Source organism: Streptomyces sp. AF1A, assembly GCF_047340315.1.
Lineage (GTDB): Bacteria > Actinomycetota > Actinomycetes > Streptomycetales > Streptomycetaceae > Streptomyces.
On the sequence record NZ_JBLEBI010000007.1, the window covers coordinates 48,206 to 66,088 of the forward strand.

A 17,883-nucleotide genomic window follows, 5' to 3' on the forward strand; every position below is an offset into this window, starting at 1 on the left:
TGGGCCGCGGCTCACAGCACCTGCTCACGGGCCTGCTGCGCGGCCATCAGCACCGTCCGGGACTGGTGCTCCACCTGGTGGTCCAACGGCACCCAGCGGGCCCGGAAGCGTTGCGCGAAGGCGTCGCACCAGGAGGCGACCAGCTGTTCCAGCCGGGGCGCCGCACGGTCGTCCGCCTCCCGCAGCACCCGGAGCAGCATGGCCGCCGCCCGCAGCGGCAGCCGCCGCCCGAAGGCGTCCACACTGCCCACGTAGGCCATGGTCGTGGCGGCCGGCGGGGTGTGGATCCAGTCCTCGGCCAGGCCCGGAATCAGCTCCAGCGCCCAGCGCGCGGCCCGCAGCAGCGGCCCGTCCACGCCGTCGAGGCGGGGCAGCGCCTCGGTGAGCACCCCCTCGACCTCCAGCGAGTCCCGCTGCAGCCGCCGCGCGAGGCGCCGTATGGCCGCCGCCGGCGCCGGGTGCTGTGCCGGGTCGTCGACCAGGTCGCTGGCCCACATCGGCACCTCCACCACGGCGGTCAGGCCGCCGTACCGGTGCACGTGGTACCAGGTGCTGTGCCGGGCGTCGTCCGGCATGCTCGGGTAGGCCACGCCCGACTCCGGGCCGGGCATCACATGCACCCCGGGGCCGGACGCCGGCCAGCCCGCGGCGTCCGAGGCCCCCGTCTCCACCGGGATGTGCAGCTCCGCCGCGGACTTGGCGAAGGGCTCCGCCAGGCCCGGCACGTCCTTGGTCAACTGCACCCAGCTGCCACCGAGATCGGTGCCGTGCAGGGTGACCTGCAGAAAGGGGCGCAGCTCGTCGATCACTCCCGTCAGCGCCCGCGTCTCGGGCGGCAGCCGGTCCGGCGGCAGCACCGACGGCGACCACTCCGGCTGCTCCGCGCCCGTCGGCCGGTAGAAGCCCAGGTGGTAGTCGAGCAGGCTGCGCGGCGCCGGGGTGACGTGCAGGCTCGCCCCGTCGGGGTCCGCGCACAGCAGGAAGTGCCAGGACGTGCCCGTCCGCAACTCACGCTCCGCCAGTACGCGCTGGGCCAGCACCCGCAGGGTGGAGCCACCCGTCGGCTCGTTGGCGTGGGCCCCCGCGACCACCAGCACCGCCCGCCGTGCGTGCCCCACCGACAGCAGGTGCAGGGGTCTTCCCGCCCGCGAGGCGCCCACCTGCCGCAACGTGCACAGCCCTGGCTCCTGAGCAGCCAACGCCTGAGCGGAGGCGACCAGTTCGGGAACGCTGGGGTAGCGCAGCTCCGGCAGGAGACTCACCCCCGACTAGTCCGCCCGGCTTCGCTCTCCAAGTCCCGCACGGGACGAGTGAACTGTCAAGCATTCGGCAGGGAGCCTCCAGGGGGCGCCCGGACGCAGTTCCCGGCGGCGCCGCGAGCAGTGCGCCGCGCGGGCTCACTGCTGGTGCGGGGCGCGTCCGCGCGCGTCAGGAACACCTCGCCCACCGCCTCCGACAGGGGCGGACAGGCGCGGCCGCCTCGGCGGCGATCACCCAGCGTCCCGCCGGCTGCCGGGCGGCGCGGCGGCCCAGGACGACGCCGCGACGGCGTCCACGTCCGCTGCTCCTCGTACGGCTCGGCCCGCGGACTCCCGGGGCGAGCCGCGCTGCCTCAGCATGCCCCGATGCCGGCCCGCCCCGTCCCCACGGCACGCCGGGGCTCAGGCGTCCGCGATCCGCTCAAGGAGTGCCACCGGCATGCGCGCGAAGAGGTCTGCCACGCGCGTGGTGCCCGGCGGGGCACCGGGCTCTCGTGGCCCGCCTCGTGGCCGTCCGGCCGTCCTGGGAGCCCGGCGGCGTGCCGCAGGCGGGCGGTGGTCCGTTTCCGCACGGCGCGCTGTGGCTCAGGCGTCCGCGATCCGTTCCAGGAGTGCCACCGGCATGCGCGCGAAGAGGTCTGCCACGCGCGCGTTGCCGGTGAACTCACGGTCCGGTGCGAGCACGTCCGACCAGCGGCCGGGCGGCAGCGGCAGGCGCGTGTCCCGCCAGCCGCCCGCCTCCGCGAGGCGCAGCGACAGCCGGGTCACCGCCGTGACCACCTCGCCGGAACGGGTGAACGCCGTACAGTGCTCCGCCGCCGGGCCCTCGGCGGCCAGTGGCTCGTACGACGCGGACGCGCCGAAGGCGCCGGGCCGCCGGGCGCGCAGCCGCAGCGCCGCCGCCGTCAGCGCGTCCTTCTCGCCCGGTGCCGCGGGCGGGAACGGCACCGGCCGCCGGTTGTCCGGGTCCACCAGGGCCCGGTACTCGCCCTCGGTGCCCTGGTACACGTCCGGCACCCCCGGCATCGTCAGGTGGACCAGAGCCGTGCCGAGGACGTTGGCCCGGATGTGCGGCTCCAGGGCCTTGCGGAAGGCGGCCACGCGCTCGCCGGGCGGCCCGCACGGCCCGGCGGCGACGAAGGCCGTCACGGCCTCCTCGTACGGCGGCTCCTGCTCCGTCCAGCTGGTGTACATGCCCGCCTCGCGCACGTGCTTGAGCAGGGCCTGCCGGATCCGGTCCCCCTCGGCCGGCCCCAGCCCGAACACCGTCTGCCAGGCCGCCCAGGCCAGCTGCCCGTCCGGCGCGCCCTCCTCCGGCAGGGTCACCTCGGCCAGCAGCTCCGCCCACCGGCCGGCGCACTCGGTGAGCACCGCCAGCGCCGCGCGGACGTCGGCGCTGCGCTTGGTGTCGTGCGTGGAGACGACCGTGCCGGTGAGCGGCCAGTCGCGCTGCACGCGCGCGCAGTAGGCGTGGAAGTCCCGCGGGGACACCCCGGGCCGGCCCGGATCACCGCCGACCTCGGCCGCCGACAGCAGCGGCACATAGCGGTAGAACGCCGTGTCCTCGACCGACTTGGCGCGCAGCGCCGAGGCCGTCTGCGCGAACCGGGTGCGGAACTCCACCCGGTCGGCGTGGTCCGGCGCGGACGGGTCGCCGGGCGCCTCGACCAGCAGCCGGCGCACGACGTCCACCGCCGCGGCCTCCTCGGGCACCACGAAGGCCGGCCGGGCCTCCGCGGCGGCCCCCTCGGTGACGACGGCGGCCGCGTCGCACGAGGTGTAGGGCCGGTACACCCGCATCCGCACCAGCAGCTCCTCCAGGGCCGTGCGCAGCGCCCACGGCGCCCGGTCGCGCAGCGCGAGATCCGGGGAGGCCGCGCACAGCCGGGCGGCGACCCGGGTGAGCCGGTCGGTCTCGGTGGCCAGTTCGTGCGTGAGCACCTTGTAGGCGGCCCGCCGCACCGTGGCGTCCCAGACGCCGCCCCGGTCCGTCTGCGGGGCCGCGAACCGCCGGTACTCCGCGAGCAGTTCGGCCGCCCCGTCGGCGTCCGTGAACAGGCCGTCGACGTGGCGCAGGGCGTCGTATCCGGTGGTGCCCGCGACCGGCCAGGAGTCCGGCAGGGCCTCGCCGTCGGCGAGGATCTTCTCCACGACCGTCCAGCGCCCGCCGGTCGCCCCGTGCAGCCGCGCGAGGTAGCCGTCGGGGTCGGCGAGCCCGTCGGGATGGTCGATGCGCAGCCCGTCGACCACGCCCTCCTCCAGCAGCTGGAGGATCTTGGCGTGGGTGGCGTCGAACACCTCGGGGTCCTCGACCCGTACCCCGATCAGCTCCGAGATGCTGAAGAACCGGCGGTAGTTCAGCTCGGTGCGGGCCAGCCGCCACCACACCGGGCGGTACCACTGCGCGTCCAGCACGGCCGGCAGCGGCAGGCCCTCCGTGCCCGCGCGGAGCGGGAAGGCGTGGTCGTGGTAGCGCAGCACGTCCCCGTCGACGACCAGGTGCTCCAGCTGCGTGCCGACCGGGCCGCCCAGCACCGGCAGCAGCACTCGGCCACCCTGCGCCTCCCAGTCGATGTCGAACCAGCGCGCGTACGGCGACTTCGGCCCCTCGCGCAGGACCTCCCACAGCGCGCGGTTGTGCCGGGGCGCCATGGCCATGTGGTTCGGCACGATGTCCACCACCAGGCCCAGGCCGTGCTCCCGCGCGGTCCGGGCGAGCGCCCGCAGCCCCTCCTCGCCGCCGAGTTCTTCGCGCACGCGCGCGTGGTCCACGACGTCGTAGCCGTGCAGCGAGCCCGGGACGGCCTCCAGGACGGGGGACAGGTGCAGGTGTGAGACGCCGAGCGACGCCAGGTACGGTACGGCCGCCGCGGCGGCCGCGAACGGGAACGCGGGCTGGAGCTGCAGCCGGTAGGTGGCCGTGGGCGCCTCGGGCCGGGGTCGAGCAGGAGTCATGGAAACGTACGTACCCAGCCCGCCCCTTTTCGTGTCATCGACCCCGGCCCGGCCCCGCCCCGGGGCCCGTCCGGCCCCCGGCCCAGCCCGTTCGGCCTCGCCCGTCCGGACTACGCGTCGGCCGGGACGTGGCGGAGAGACACGGACGGGGCCGCCGGTCGCCCTACGCGGGTCGCTGCAGCACCGTCAGGCTGCGGTCCGGGAGGGTGAGGCGGTCGCCCGCGCCGACCTTGGCGCCCGTGCCCGGCGGGACGCCCTCCGGGCGGGCCGTGTCGACGACCACCTGCCACTGGCGGCCGTGGTCGACCGGCACGAGGAAGTCCAGCGGCTGCGGCGAGGCGTTGAACATCAGCAGGAACGAGTCGTCGGTGATGCGCTCCCCGCGCGGGCCGGGCTCGGAGATCGCGTTGCCGTTGAGGAACACCGTCAGCGCCGACGCCTGCGCCGAATGCCAGTCCCGCTGGGTCATCTCCGTTCCGTCGGGGGTGAACCAGGCGATGTCGGACAGCTCGTCGTGGGTGCCCTCCACGGGGCGGCCGTGGAAGAAGCGGCGTCGGCGCAGAACCGGGTGGTCGCGGCGCAGCCACACCATCGCGCGCGTGAACTCCAGCAGGTCGCCGCCGTCCTCCGGCCAGTGCACCCACGACAGCTCGCTGTCCTGGCAGTAGGCGTTGTTGTTGCCGCGCTGGGTGCGGGCGAACTCGTCGCCGTGGCTGATCATCGGCACGCCCTGGGACAGCATCAGCGTGGCGATGAAGTTCCGCATCTGGCGGGCGCGCAGCCGCAGCACCTCCGGGTCGTCGGTCTCGCCCTCGGCCCCGCAGTTCCAGGACCGGTTGTGGCCCTCGCCGTCCCGGTTGTCCTCGCCGTTGGCCTCGTTGTGCTTGTCGTTGTACGACACGAGGTCGTGCAGCGTGAACCCGTCGTGGCAGGTGACGAAGTTGATCGAGGCCAGCGGGCGGCGCCCGTCGTCCTGGTAGAGGTCGGAGGAGCCGGTCAGCCGGCCCGCGAACTCCGCGAGGGTGCGCGGCTCGCCGCGCCACAGGTCCCGCACCGTGTCGCGGTACTTGCCGTTCCACTCGGTCCACAGCGGCGGGAAGTTGCCCACCTGGTAGCCGCCCTCGCCCACGTCCCACGGCTCCGCGATCAGCTTGACCTGGGAGACCACCGGGTCCTGCTGCACCAGGTCGAAGAACGACGACAGCCGGTCCACCTCGTGGAACTGCCGTGCCAGGGTCGCCGCGAGGTCGAAGCGGAACCCGTCGACGTGCATGTCGGTGACCCAGTACCGCAGCGAGTCCATGATCAGCTGCAGCACGTGCGGGGACCGCATGAGCAGCGAGTTGCCGGTGCCTGTGGTGTCCATGTAGTAGCGGGGATCGTCGGCGAGCCGGTAGTACGACGGGTTGTCGATGCCCTTGAAGGACAGGGTCGGGCCGAGGTGGTTGCCCTCGGCTGTGTGGTTGTAGACGACGTCCAGGATGACCTCGATCCCGGCCTCGTGCAGTGCGCGGACCGCCGACTTGAACTCCAGCACCTGCTGGCCGCGGTCGCCCCAGGAGGCGTACGCGTTGTGCGGGGCGAAGAAGCCGATGGTGTTGTAGCCCCAGTAGTTGCTCAGGCCCATGTCGGTCAGCCGGTGGTCGTCCACGAACTGGTGAACGGGCATCAGTTCGAGGGCCGTCACGCCGAGCTTGGCCAGGTGTTCGATGATCACCGGATGGGCGAGCGCGGCGTACGTGCCGCGCAGCTCCTCCGGAAGCCCGGGATGGCGCATGGTCAGGCCCTTCACATGGGCCTCGTAGATCACCGTGTGGTGGTACTCGGTGCGCGGCGGACGGTCGTCGCCCCAGTCGAAGTACGGGTTGATCACCACCGAGGTCATGGTGTGCGGGGCCGAGTCCAGGTCGTTGCGCTGCTCGGGGGCGCCGAAGTGGTAGCCGTACACCTCCTCGCCCCACCGGACCGAGCCGCTGACCGCCTTCGCGTACGGGTCGAGCAGCAGCTTCGCGGAGTTGCAGCGCAGCCCGCGCCCGGGGTCGTACGGGCCGTGCACCCGGAACCCGTACCGCTGCCCCGGCATCACGCCCGGCACGTACGCGTGCCGCACGAACGCGTCGGTCTCGCGCAGTTCCACCGCCGTCTCCGAGCCGTCGTCGTGCAGCAGACACAGCTCTACTCGGTCCGCGGCCTCCGTGAAGACCGCGAAGTTGGTTCCGGCGCCGTCGTAGGTGGCGCCGAGCGGATATGCCTCTCCAGGCCAGACCTGCATGGACACGACTCTCCCAGGTGTGCGGCCCGGCCGGGGCCGCGTTCCCTGTCGAGTCTTCCCGAAAGTCGGGCAACCTCTCCTGCCGCCCGGAGCCCACCGCGCCGGACGGCGGGCTCCGGGCGGGTGGCGAACGGCAGGGCCAGGTCACGGCCCCTCGGCCGGGGCCGGCGGCTCCGGCCGAGGGGCCCGCGGTTATGAAACCGCTCACTCCCGGTGCCCGGCCGCGGCGGAACGGCCCTGAGAAGCTGCGCAGTTGAGCAAGGCAGTTGAGAAACCGACCTGTCCATCCGGCTGCACCGCGCAGCGCTCCCGGAGTACCCTTCCTTGATCGTTGAGAGTGGGAGAGGCCCGGGAGCGGAAGGCGGTGCACGGGTGGGCTCGGGAGGGCTGGAGCTGCCCCCTGGTGACGAGGGTCATGAGGGGAACTCCACAGACGTCCCGCCCGGCGCGGTGTCCCTGGTCCGGCCGATGAACGCGGGTTCCATCGGGCCGGAGCTGGACTGGGACGCAGACGCCTGGCGCGAGGTGCGCACCCGCGCCCAGCGGGCGGGCCGGGCCTACATCTGGCTGAACCTCGTCGAACAGCGGCTGCGCGCGGTCGTGGCCGCGGTCCTGCGGCCGGTCTACGAACCCGTCCATGGCGACGACTGGGTGGTCGCCGCGGCCGGCCCGGCCGGGCAGGAGTGGGTGCAGCGCGCGGTGGCGGTACGCGAAGTCAGCCGCCGCAAGGGCTACTTGCTCGACCCGGCCGACGACAACGTGCTCAGCTTCCTGACCATGCCGCAGCTGCGCGAGCTGATGGTGCAGCACTGGCCGTGCTTCGAGCCGTACTTCGACGAGCGCCGCGACCTGGAGCTCGCCCTGGACGAGCTGGAGGTGACCCGCAACGTCGTCTCGCGCAACCGGGCGCTGTCCGAGGCGGTCCTGGGCCAGGCCGAGCGGGCCTCGGCCCGGCTGCTGGAGATGCTCGGCTCGGGCGGCGACGTGCCCTCCACCCGCCGGCTGCCGGTCGACGCGGTCGAGAGCCTGGTCGGCGACCGGTACGCCGACGTCGTCGCCGTCCACCCCGACCGGGTGCGGCTGCTGCGCCAGTTCCCGGCGGAGGACATCTTCGGTGGAGCGCGCCGCCTGGACGCCGTCGGCATCGGCCTCAACCTGCTCGTGCAGAACTTCTCCGGCCGGCGCCTGGTGCGGCTCGCCGAGTCGGGCTGCCGGGTGCGGCTGCTCTTCCTCAACCCGGCCTCCAGCTCCGTCAAGCGCCGCGAGCGCGAACTCGGGATGAAACGGGGCGAACTGAGCCGCTCCGTCGAGATGAACATCCTCCACATGCGCCGGGTGCGGTCCCGGCTGCGCGACCCGGGCGCCTTCGAGATCCAGGTGTACGACGAGACGCCGCGCTTCACCGCGTACCTGGTGGACGGCGACGGCGCCGACGGCATCGCCGTGGTGCAGTCCTATCTGCGGGGCGCGCGGGGCATGGAGTCGCCGGTCCTCGTGCTGCGCAACGGCAGTCGGCTGGTCAAGTCGGACGACGTGGGCGAATCGGGCCTCTTCCCGACATATCGCGAGGAATTCGAGACCGCGTGGGCGGATTCGCGCCCGGTGTCCTGAACTGTCCGAGGCGGCAAGCGGAACGCGGCCCTCTGATTGTCAGTGGCGCATGCGAGGGTGGACACCACTGGGGGAAAGCACCACCGAGAAGGGGGGCCGCCGATGGGCTGGCACCGGGAGCTGCTGATCGGCTTCGACCTGGAGACGACCGGAACCGATCCGCGCGAGGCGCGCATTGTCACCGGCGCCGTGATCGAGGTCAGGGCCGGTGAGCCCATGGGCCACAGGGAGTGGCTGGCCGATCCGGGTGTGGAGATCCCGGCCGACGCGGTCGCGGTGCACGGCATCAGCAACGCGCGCGCGGCGGCCGAGGGCAGGCCGGCCGACCAGGTGGCCGACGCCATCGCGGAGGTGCTGGTGTCCTACTGGAGAACGGGCGTCCCGGTCGTCGCCTACAACGCGGCCTTCGACCTCACCCTGCTCTCCGCCGAACTGCGGCGGCACGGCCTGCCGTCCCTCGCCGACCGCCTCGGCGGCCTCGCCCCGGCCCCGGTCGTCGATCCCTACACCATCGACCGCTGGGTGGACCGCTACCGCCGTGGCAAGCGGAACCTGGAGGCGGTGTGCGCCGAGTACGGCGTCGTCCTCGCCGCGGCGCACAACGCCTCGGCGGACGCCCTCGCGGCCGCGCGCCTCGCCACCGCGATAGCCGACCGCCACCCCAAGATCGCCGGTCTGAGCCCGGCGGAACTGCACCGCAGGCAGATCGAGTGGTACGCGCAGTGGGCGGCGGACTTCCAGGCGTTCCTGCGCCGCAAGGGCGACGCGACGGCGGTGGTGGACGGGACGTGGCCGCTGCGGGAGTTGGCGGCCGAGGCGGTCTGAGCGGGGCGGTACCGGCTCTGAGGGACCGGCCCAGCGGCAGCGGTTCAGGGCCACCACCCGCTCGGGGCAGTGGCTCAGGGACACCGGCTCAGAAGGGGTACCAGCGCACGGTCTCGTCCCCGTCCCGCAGTGACGCCACCCGGCGGCGGAACTCCGCCAGCGCCCTGGGGTTGCTCGGCGCGTGCTGGGCCACCCACGCGCAGCTCGCGGTCTCCCGGGCGCCCCGCAGCACCGAGCACCCCTCCCACTCCCGCACGTCCCAGCCGTAGGCCCCGGTGAAGGCGTCGTACGCCTCGGCCGGCAGCCCGTACCGGTCGCGGGAGAGGGCCATGACCACCAGGTCGTGCTCGCGCAGGTCGGCGGAGAAGGTCTCCAGGTCGACCAGGACCGGTCCGTCGGGTCCGACGTGGACGTTGCGGGGCAGCGCGTCACCGTGGATCGGACCCGGGGTCAGGCGGGGCGTCAGCGCGGCCGCGGCCGCCGCGAAGCCGTCCCGGCGCTCGCGGAGATAGCCCGCGTCCGCCGGGTCGATCGCGTCGCCCGCCAGGCGCAGCCAGCGCTCCACACCGCCCAGCAGGTCGCGCGGCGGCAACGCGAAGGGGGGAGCGGGCAGTGCGTGCACGATGCGCAGCAGCCCGGCGAGGTCCCGCGGCTCGGCTGCCCGCACCGGCGCGGACAGCCGGTGCCACACCGTCACCGGGTGTCCCTCCACCAGGCGCGGCGTCGGCTCGGCCGCCCGCACCGCCGGCACACCGGCCCGCGCGAGCCACCCGGCGATGTCCAGCTCGCGCCGGGCCCGCTCCAGCAGTTCGGCGTCCCGCCCCACCTTGACCACCAGGTCGCCGGCGGCGAACACCGCGTTCTCCCCGAGGGCGAGCAACTCCGCGTCCCGTGCCGGGCCCGGCACCACCTGCGCCGCGACCAGTACGTCCCGCGCCCGCGCCTCGTCCATCGTCGATCCTCCAAGCTGCCGTCGTCCCGCGCCCGGCGTCCGCCGTCTCCGGCCAGTCTCCCATTCGCACAGGTGGGAGGCGGTGAGCGGGCCGTCGACGACCCGTGGACGGCTCGTTGGCGCAACGCGGGCACGGCGGCGCGACGCGAGCACGGCGGCGACACGCGGGCGCGGCGGGGGACGCGCAGACACAGCGGCGCGACGCGGGCACGGCAGCGGACAGGGGCACGGCAGCGGACAGGGGCACGCACAGGACCCGTCGCCCCGGGAGGGCAACGGGTCCTGTGGTGAGCGGCGGGGCGGGGTCAGACGGGCAGGGGTTCGTCCTCGCCGCGGGCCGGGGCCGGGACCGGCTCGGGGGACTCGTCGTGGGTGAGGTCGGGCAGCCGGTGGAGCCACTTCGGCAGGTACCAGTTGCGCTCGCCGAGGAGTGCCATCACCGCCGGCAGCAGCACCCCGCGGATGACCGTGGCGTCGATGAGCACCGCGGCGGCCAGGCCCACGCCCATCTGCTTCATGGACTGCATGGACAGCGTGCCGAAGATCGCGAACACGGCGACCATGATGACCGCGGCACTGGTGACGACCCCGGCCGTGGTGACCACGCCGTGCCGGATCGCGTCCTTCGTGTCGCGGCCGCGCATCCGGGCCTCGCGGATCCGGGAGACCACGAACACGTGGTAGTCCATGGACAGCCCGAACAGGATCACGAACAGGAACAGGGGCAGCCAGGTCACGATCGCGCCGACACCCTCCGCGCCCACCAGCGAGGCGCCCCAGCCATGCTGGAAGACGGCCACGAGGATGCCGTAGGCGGCGCCCACCGACAGCAGGTTGAGCAGGATCGACGTGATCGCGACGGTGAGCGAGCGGAAGGACAGCAGCATCAGCAGGAAGGCGAAGACGACCACGAACGCGAAGACCGGCACGACGGAGCCGAGCAACTGGTCGTTGAAGTCGTGGTTGCCGGCCACCTGACCGGTGATCGGCGCCTGCACGCCGGACACCCGGCCGAGCGTGGCGGGCCGCACCTCGTCCCGCAGCTTGTCCAGGCTCTTGACGGCCTGGTCCATGTCGGAGCCGCCGACCAGCGGCACGGAGACCACGGCCACGTTCTGCGCGTCGTGCAGCCTGATGTCGACCGGGCCGCGCGAGGCGCCCGAGGCGATCGCCCGCTGCTTGAAGTCGGCGAGTGCCTGCCGCACCTCGGGCGCGTTGATGTCCCTGGCCCTGACGACGACCTGGGCCGGCTCGCTGCCGCCCGGGAAGGCCTCGTTGACGCGCTGGTACGTCTGCACGATGGGCAGCGAGTTCCCGAACTCCTGGTCCAGGGTGAGCTGCTGCGTCTTCATGCCGAGCGCGGGCGCGGCGATCGCCAGCAGCGCGCCGACCGCCACGACGACGGAGACCAGCGGCCGGGCCAGCACGCCCCGCAGCACGGCCGTCCAGAACCGGCTCCCCTCGTCCGCGGCCCGGGTGGTCCGGCGCCGACGGCGCAGGAACGGGATCCGCCCCTTCTCCACCCGCTCGCCGAGCAGCGAGAGCAGCGCGGGCAGCACGGTGACCGACCCGACCATGGCGACCGCCACGACCATGAGCGAGGCCAGGCCCATCGCCTCGAACTCGGCGAGGCCGGTGAAGAGCATGCCCGCCATCGCCACGCACACCGTGACACCGGAGACGATGACCGCCCGGCCGCTGGTGGCCGCGGCGATCCTCAGCGCGGTGCCCGCGTCGCGGCCCGCGGCCCGTTCCTCGCGTTCGCGGCGCAGGTAGAACAGGCAGTAGTCGACCCCTACGGCCATACCGACCAGCAGCATCACGGAGTTGGCGGTGTCGCTCATCGGCTGCAGATGGCTGACGATGCCCATCAGACCCATCGTCGCCATGATCGCGGTGATCGCCAGGCCCACCGGCAGCAGCGCGGCCACCAGCGCGCCGAACGCGATCAGCAGGATGCCGAGGGCCACCGGCACGGCCGAGTACTCGGCCTGCTTGAAGTCGTCGCCGAAGGCGTCCTTGTACTGCTTCTGCATGCTGGCCGCGCCGATCTCCTCGATCCGCAGCCCACCGTGCTCCTTCTGCACCCCGGCGACGGCGTCCAGCACCGGCTCCACCCGGTCGGCGGCCGTCTTGGCGTCCCCGCGCAGGTCGAACTGCACCAGCGCGCTGCGGCCGTCGCGGGAGATGGTGTGCGTGTCGTACGGCGAGGTCACGCCGGTGACCCGGCCGGTCGCCCCGACCGCCTTGACGACGTCGGCGACGGCGGCGCGGAACTCGCCGCTGGTCGCCCGCACCGCACCGTCCCGCGACTGGATCAGGACGGTCTCGGCGGCCGGCTCCTTGATCCCCGCGTCGTCGATGATCTGCGCGGCCGTATGGGTCTCGCCCTTGAGCTGGTCGCCCTCGTCCACGTCGACGCGGCCCGCGGCCGAGCCGAGCCCCATCGCCAGCACGACGAACAGCACCCATATGCCGACGGCCGCCCAGCGGTGCCGGGCGCTCCAGCCGCCGGCGCGGGCCGCCAGCCCCCGCACCCGCACATCCCTGTTCCCCATCGCGGGTCTTCCCCTCCTCGTGTGCGGTGACGGCCCCCTGCCGTCACGTCCTCGGCACCTCCGCTTCGACGGTAGGGGCCGGACCCGTCCGTCTCCTCGTGCTGCCCGGTGAAGTGGCCGAGCCCTGTCTCCGCACTGGGGAGGACGGCGGCCCCTTACACCTATCGGCACTTCTCGGGGGCGGGCCTCGGGGTGCGGGCGGAGCCCGGCGGGATGTCCGTTCCGCCGTCGGCGATCCGCTTTGTGATTACGAAACCTTGTTGAACAAGTCACAGCTGCGTGTAGAGGTTGATCCGGCCCCCGCTCATCCGCCAGAGTTTCGCGCAGCCCGCCCGGTGTGCGGGTGCGGCCGTCGTGCCCGCCCCCACGGGGCACGACGGCCGCTCTATGGTGGCCGGATGACGACCTACGCGGCGCTGTTGCGCGGGATCAACGTCGGCGGCCGTAAGCTCCCCATGGCCGACCTGCGCGCGCTTCTGACCGGTTTGGGCCACACCGGCGTACGTACCTATCTGCAGAGCGGGCAGGCCGTGTTCACCACCGATCACGGTGACGAGGACACGCTGGCCGGGGAGTTGAGCCGGGCCGTCGAGGAGCGCTTCGGTTTCCCGGTGGACGTGATCGTGCGCGACCACGCCTATCTCGCCGCGGTGGCCGGGGCCTGTCCCTTCCCGGCCGCCGACCTCGAGGCGAGGCAGCTGCACGTCACCTACTTCTCCGCACCCGTCGCCGCGGACCGCTACGCGGACATCGACGCGGCCGCCCACCTCCCCGAGGAGTTCCGCCTCGGCGACCGCTGTCTGTACCTGTACGTCCCCGACGGGCTCGGCCGCTCCAAGCTCGCCGAGGCCCTGTCCCGGCGCCGGATCCTCAGGGACCTGATCGCCACCAGCCGGAACTGGCACACCGTGCTGAAGCTGGTCGAGCTGACCGCCCCGGCGCCGTGACGGCACACGCGTGTACGAGGCTCGGCCGCATGCGCCACATCGTGATCGGAGCCGGAGCCGGAGCCGGAGCCGGAGCCGGAGCCGGAGCGGTCGGCGGCGCCGTCGGCGGGCGGCTGGCCCAGGCCGGACGCGAGGTCGTCCTCGTCGCGCGCGGCCGCCACCTGGCGGCACTCGGCGAGCACGGGCTGCGACTGCGCGTCCCCGAGGGGGAGTCGCTGCACCGGCTGCCGGCCCTGGAGGGGCCGGGCCCGCTCGGCGAGCTGCGGTCCGACGATGTCCTCGTGCTCGCGGTGAAGACCCAGAACACCGTGGCCGCCCTGGAGGCCTGGGCCGACGTGCCGGTGGCCGGCGGGGGCACGGCGGCCGAACGGCTGCCGCTCGTCTGCCTGCAGAACGGCGTCGAGGGCGGCCGGCTCGCGCTGCGCCGCTTCCGGCAGGTGTACGCCGTCTGCGTCTGGCTGCCCTCCACCTTCCTGGAGCCCGGCGTGGTCCGCTCCTTCGGCGCCCCGCTCACCGGCATCCTTCACCTGGGCCGCCTCCCGCACGGCACCGATCGACGACGCCCTCCAGGAGTGCGGGCGACAAAGATCCGGTCGCAACTTCCGGGCACTGGGCGAGCGTCCGCCCGCCGGCAAATGGACCAGGAAAACAAGCGAGGAATGGTCCGGGACACTGTGCCATTGGCGGACTAGCGTTCCTAGCATGACAACCAGCGAATCCGACACCGCCACGGCCATCGCCACCACCGAGTCCGAGCCGACCCGCGTCGACTTCTTCTTCGACCCGGCCTGCCCCTTCGCCTGGATCACCTCCCGCTGGCTGCTGGAGGTCGAGCGCCTGCGCCCGCTCGACCTGCGATTCCGCGCGATGAGCCTGTACCTGCACAACATCGGCAACGAACTCCCGGACTGGTACCGGGATTTGGTGGACCGCTCGATCGGCCCGGTGCGGGTCGCGGTGGCCGCCGCCGAGGGTCACGGCGAACAGGTGCTGCGCGAGCTGTACACCGCCTTCGGGACCCGGATCCACGAGCGCGGGATCAAGGACTTCGACCTGGTGGTGACCGAGTCGCTGGCCGAACTCGGGCTGCCCGCCGGGCTGTCGGCCGCCGCGCACGACCCGTCGTACGACGACGCCGTGCGCCGCAGCCACGCGGCCGGCGCCGAGCCCGACTCGGGCGGATACGTGGGCACACCGACCATCCACGTCGACGGCACGGTGTGGTTCGGACCCGTGCTGCGCGCCATTCCCCGCGGCGCCGAGGCGGCCGAACTCTTCGACAGTTTCCGGGTGCTGGCCCGCCAGCCCGACTTCTTCGAGCTCAAGCGCACCCGAACCGGCTCCCTCCGCTTCGACTGAACCGGAGGCGGCTGGCCGATAACCGCCGCTCGCCGGCGCCCGCTTCCCCACGCCAGTGACACGCGGGCCGCGATCGGCGCAGAACGGAGTGCCGACGTGGTCCGACGTCACAGGGGAGCGCCGGACCACGTCGGCCTTTTATCACGTCCCCGTCCTCAGAGGGTCCCGCTCGCCGAACAACGCGACAAACACGGCGAGTTGTCCCTAGGGTGAAGCGAGAGCGCGTTCGTGCCGCTCCGCTTCCGGGTCCGGGAGCCGGTCAACGGACACCGATCACCCGAACGAGTGGCGATTTTCGGCCTTCTCGGCGTGTCAGCCGCCGCAGGGCCCGGATGCCACGTCCACGGCGGCGGCGGCCGCCCGCACCATCGGTAACGCACCCTCCCGACCACGAGCGAGGACAGGACATGAGCAGCTACGACTTCGGAAACGTCAACGGCCCCTTCGGAGGCCATCTCGACATGACCCACGGCACGCCGGACCTCGCGACCCTCATGAGCGTCGCCGACCGGCTCACCGAGTCGCTGCACACGGAGTACCCCGGCCTCGTCGGCCAGGGCGAGATCATCCAGGGTGAGCTGGCCCAGTCCGCCGAGGACGGCCTGCCGCCCAACCGCGGCCGCATCCGCTCCGCCCTCGAGAACATCGCCATCACCGCGTCGGCCGGCACCGGCAGCCTCACCTTCACCCGGCATCTCACCCACGCCCTCGGCCTGTGACCCCGGCGCCCGGCCGGCCCGGGCCCGGCGGTGCTCAGGCGCCGAGCGCCTGCAGCGAAGGCCGGCGTGCCGCGTCGTAGCGCCGCAGCAGCAGCCGTGCCACCTCCGGCGCCGGTCCCAGCACATCCGCCAGGACATCGGCGCCGGCCGCGCCGCGCGCGATGCGGTCCGGCAGAAAGCCGGGGGCCAGGACGTACGGCGCGACGGCGACCCGCTCGCAGCCGAGGGCGCGCAACTCCCGTACGGCGTCCTCCGTACGGGGCAGGGATGCGGAGGCGAACGCAGGCCGCACGGCGCACCAACCGGTGTGCCACCACTCCCGCGCGATGTCGGCGATCACTGCGATCGCCTCCGGGTCGGAGGACCCCGCCGAGGCCAGCACGACCCCGGTCGAGGACTTGTCGGCGGGCGCCAGCCCCGCCTCGTACAGGCGCCGTTCCAGCGCCGACAGCAGCAGCGGCGACGGGCCGAGCACCTCCGCCTGCCGGATCCGCAGCCGCGTCGGCGCCTCCCGCAGCACCGCCGGGATGTCCGCCTTGGCGTGGAAGGCCCGGGTCAGCAGCAGCGGCAGGGCCACCACGTCCCGCACCCCCTGCGCCGCGAGGGACTCCAGCACGCCCTGCACCGAGGGCACGTTGAAGTCCAGGAAGCCGGTCTCCACGCGCAGCCCCGGCCGCTGCGACCGCACCCGCTCCACGAGGGCGTGCACGGTCGCGGCGTGCCGCGGGTCGCGGCTGCCGTGGGCGATGACGAGGAGAACCGGCGTACTCATGTCAGCCCTTCACCAGCAGGCCGCGGCTGCGCAGCACCCACCGCTCCAGCGGGCTGAAGATCAGCAGGTCGATGGCGATGCCGACGAACAGGATCAGCAGGATGGCCTCGAACACCATGGCCATGTCGCTGGCCGTGCGGGCGTTCTCCAGCAGCTGGCCGAGGCCCGTGCCCAGGTCGGGGAAGTTCGCGATGATCTCCGCGGCCATCAGGGAGCGCCAGGAGAAGGCCCAGCCCTGCTTCATGCCGGCCACATAGCCGGGCAGCGCCGCCGGCAGAGTGACGTGCCAGGTGCCCTTCACCCCGGTCGCGCCCAGCGTGCGGCCCGCGCGCAGGAACAGCGGCGGCACCTGGTCCACGCCGGACATTAGGCCGTTGGCGATGGACGGCACGGCGCCGAGCAGGATCACCGCGTACATCATCGAGTTGTTCAGGCCCAGCCAGATCACGGCCGGCGGCACCCAGGCCACCGACGGCAGCGACTGCAGGCCCGACAGGATCGGGCCGATGGCCGCGCGCACGAACTTCACCCGCGCCACCAGCAGGCCCAGCGGGGTGCCGATCAGCAGCGCGAAGCAGAAGCCGAGCAGACCGCGCGAGACACTGGTCCAGATGTAGCCGAGCAGATTGCCCTGCAGCCAGTCCTCGCGAAAGGCGCGCCAGACCGCGCCCGGCGTGGGCAGCCTGGTCGGGTCGTCGACGATCTTGAGGGTGATCAGGCCCTGCCAGACCACCAGCACCACCGCGATCGCCGTGATCGGCGGCACTATCTTGTCGACGAGGGTCCGGCGGAACGGCGTACGGCCCGACTGCGCGGTCTCCAGCGCGTCGAGGCCCGCCTCCACGCTCCCCGTCTCGGGGGCGGTCGTCGTCTCAGTGCTGGCCATGGCGGCGGATCTCCCCACGCAGGACTTCGGTGATCTCGAGGGACAGTTCCGCCACGGGGGCGTCCTCGATGCGGCGCGGCTGCGGAATGCCGACGCTCCACTCGCGGGCCACCCGGCCCGGACGGGAGGACAGCAGGACGACGCGCTGTGCGAGGCGCACCGCCTCCCGCACGTTGTGCGTCACGAACAGCACGGACAGCCCGGTCTCCGACCAGATCCGGGTCAGCTCGTCGTGCAGCACGTCCCGGGTGATGGCGTCCAGGGCCGCGAACGGCTCGTCCATCAGCAGCAGGTTGCTCTCCTGCGCCAGCGCGCGGGCCAGCGCCACGCGCTGGCGCATGCCGCCCGACAGCTCGTGCACCCGCTTGCCGTACGCGCCCTTCAGCCTCACGAGCGCGAGCAGCTCCTCGGCCCTGCCGCGCCGCTCGGACTTGGCGACCCCCCTGAGCTTCAGGGCGAGTTCGATGTTCTTGCCCGCGGTCAGCCACGGGAACAGCGCGTGCTCCTGGAACATCAGCGCGGGGCGGCCGTCCGTGGTGATGGATCCGGCGGTGGGCCGGTCCAGGCCCGCCACCAGGTTCAGCAGCGTGGACTTGCCGCAGCCCGAGGCCCCCAGGAGGGTGACGAACTCGCCGGGCGCGACATCGAGGCTGATGTCGTCCAGGACGAGCTGCTGCCCGCCCGGTCCCGCGAAGGACTTCGAGACGTGCTCGAGCCGTGCGGCGTAGTCGACCGACTCAGCGGCCTTGGCGAGGGTCGTGGCCATGG

13 protein-coding genes and 1 pseudogene are annotated in these 17,883 nt (G+C 73.2%); 6 read left to right on the forward strand and 8 right to left on the reverse strand.

Annotated elements, in window-relative coordinates; all coding sequences use genetic code 11:
• Window positions 1-11: 11 nt before the first annotated feature.
• From ACLU3S_RS04010 to glgX, 3 genes are all read right to left on the reverse strand, one after another.
• Entirely contained in the window at window positions 12-1,262 is a 1,251-nt protein-coding gene (locus ACLU3S_RS04010; protein ID WP_413950312.1) for a M14 family zinc carboxypeptidase, read from the reverse strand.
• A 582-nt stretch (window positions 1,263-1,844) separates the two neighbouring features.
• Window positions 1,845-4,214 carry a malto-oligosyltrehalose synthase gene (treY, locus tag ACLU3S_RS04015; RefSeq protein ID WP_413950313.1) on the reverse strand — a complete coding sequence of 790 codons (2,370 nt, stop codon included), beginning with the start codon at window positions 4,212-4,214 and terminating at the stop codon, window positions 1,845-1,847.
• A 163-nt stretch (window positions 4,215-4,377) separates the two neighbouring features.
• Window positions 4,378-6,486 carry a glycogen debranching protein GlgX gene (glgX, locus tag ACLU3S_RS04020; RefSeq protein ID WP_413950314.1) on the reverse strand — a complete coding sequence of 703 codons (2,109 nt, stop codon included), beginning with the start codon at window positions 6,484-6,486 and terminating at the stop codon, window positions 4,378-4,380.
• Window positions 6,487-6,858: 372 nt separating this feature from the next.
• Between glgX and ACLU3S_RS04025 the strand changes: the two genes are divergently transcribed.
• Entirely contained in the window at window positions 6,859-8,097 is a 1,239-nt protein-coding gene (locus tag ACLU3S_RS04025; protein ID WP_413950315.1) for an SAV2148 family HEPN domain-containing protein, read from the forward strand.
• A gap of 102 nt (window positions 8,098-8,199) precedes the next feature.
• On the forward strand, window positions 8,200-8,922 hold the full coding sequence (locus ACLU3S_RS04030; RefSeq protein WP_413950316.1) for a 3'-5' exonuclease: 723 nt from the start codon (window positions 8,200-8,202) through the stop codon (window positions 8,920-8,922).
• Window positions 8,923-9,010: 88 nt separating this feature from the next.
• Here ACLU3S_RS04030 and ACLU3S_RS04035 read toward each other — a convergent pair whose 3' ends face one another.
• Window positions 9,011-9,874 carry a phosphotransferase enzyme family protein gene (locus ACLU3S_RS04035; protein ID WP_413950317.1) on the reverse strand — a complete coding sequence of 288 codons (864 nt, stop codon included), beginning with the start codon at window positions 9,872-9,874 and terminating at the stop codon, window positions 9,011-9,013.
• A 305-nt stretch (window positions 9,875-10,179) separates the two neighbouring features.
• Window positions 10,180-12,432: an MMPL family transporter gene (locus tag ACLU3S_RS04040; RefSeq protein ID WP_413950318.1), complete on the reverse strand. Its 2,253-nt coding sequence runs from the start codon at window positions 12,430-12,432 to the stop codon at window positions 10,180-10,182.
• 398 nt (window positions 12,433-12,830) lie between these two features.
• On the opposite strand from ACLU3S_RS04040, the gene ACLU3S_RS04045 reads away from it, so the two are divergent.
• The 4 genes and pseudogenes from ACLU3S_RS04045 to ACLU3S_RS04060 all read left to right on the forward strand — a co-directional run bounded on the left by ACLU3S_RS04045 (window position 12,831) and on the right by ACLU3S_RS04060 (window position 15,457).
• Window positions 12,831-13,379 (forward strand): DUF1697 domain-containing protein, encoded by a 549-nt coding sequence (locus ACLU3S_RS04045; protein ID WP_413950319.1) that lies wholly within the window; start codon window positions 12,831-12,833, stop codon window positions 13,377-13,379.
• A 29-nt stretch (window positions 13,380-13,408) separates the two neighbouring features.
• Window positions 13,409-13,933: pseudogene (locus ACLU3S_RS04050) on the forward strand (ketopantoate reductase family protein); the annotation flags it as partial.
• 148 nt (window positions 13,934-14,081) lie between these two features.
• The gene (locus tag ACLU3S_RS04055; RefSeq protein WP_413950320.1) at window positions 14,082-14,738 is read left to right on the forward strand and encodes a DsbA family protein; all 657 of its coding nucleotides are present in this window, start codon (window positions 14,082-14,084) and stop codon (window positions 14,736-14,738) included.
• A gap of 407 nt (window positions 14,739-15,145) precedes the next feature.
• Window positions 15,146-15,457, forward strand: a complete 312-nt coding sequence (locus ACLU3S_RS04060; protein ID WP_413950321.1) for a hypothetical protein — start codon at window positions 15,146-15,148, stop codon at window positions 15,455-15,457.
• Window positions 15,458-15,491: 34 nt separating this feature from the next.
• On the opposite strand, the gene ACLU3S_RS04065 is transcribed toward ACLU3S_RS04060, so the two are convergent.
• From ACLU3S_RS04065 to ACLU3S_RS04075, 3 genes are read right to left on the reverse strand one after another with little or no spacing between them, the layout of a single operon-like run.
• Window positions 15,492-16,229 carry a sirohydrochlorin chelatase gene (locus tag ACLU3S_RS04065; protein WP_413950322.1) on the reverse strand — a complete coding sequence of 246 codons (738 nt, stop codon included), beginning with the start codon at window positions 16,227-16,229 and terminating at the stop codon, window positions 15,492-15,494.
• 1 nt (window position 16,230) lies between these two features.
• A complete protein-coding gene (locus tag ACLU3S_RS04070) occupies window positions 16,231-17,115 on the reverse strand; it encodes an ABC transporter permease (RefSeq protein ID WP_413950323.1) in 885 nt (294 codons plus the stop codon).
• The gene (locus tag ACLU3S_RS04075) at window positions 17,102-17,881 is read right to left on the reverse strand and encodes an ABC transporter ATP-binding protein (protein ID WP_413950324.1); all 780 of its coding nucleotides are present in this window, start codon (window positions 17,879-17,881) and stop codon (window positions 17,102-17,104) included. The genes ACLU3S_RS04070 and ACLU3S_RS04075 overlap by 14 nt, the downstream gene beginning before the upstream one ends.
• Window positions 17,882-17,883 lie beyond the last annotated feature (2 nt).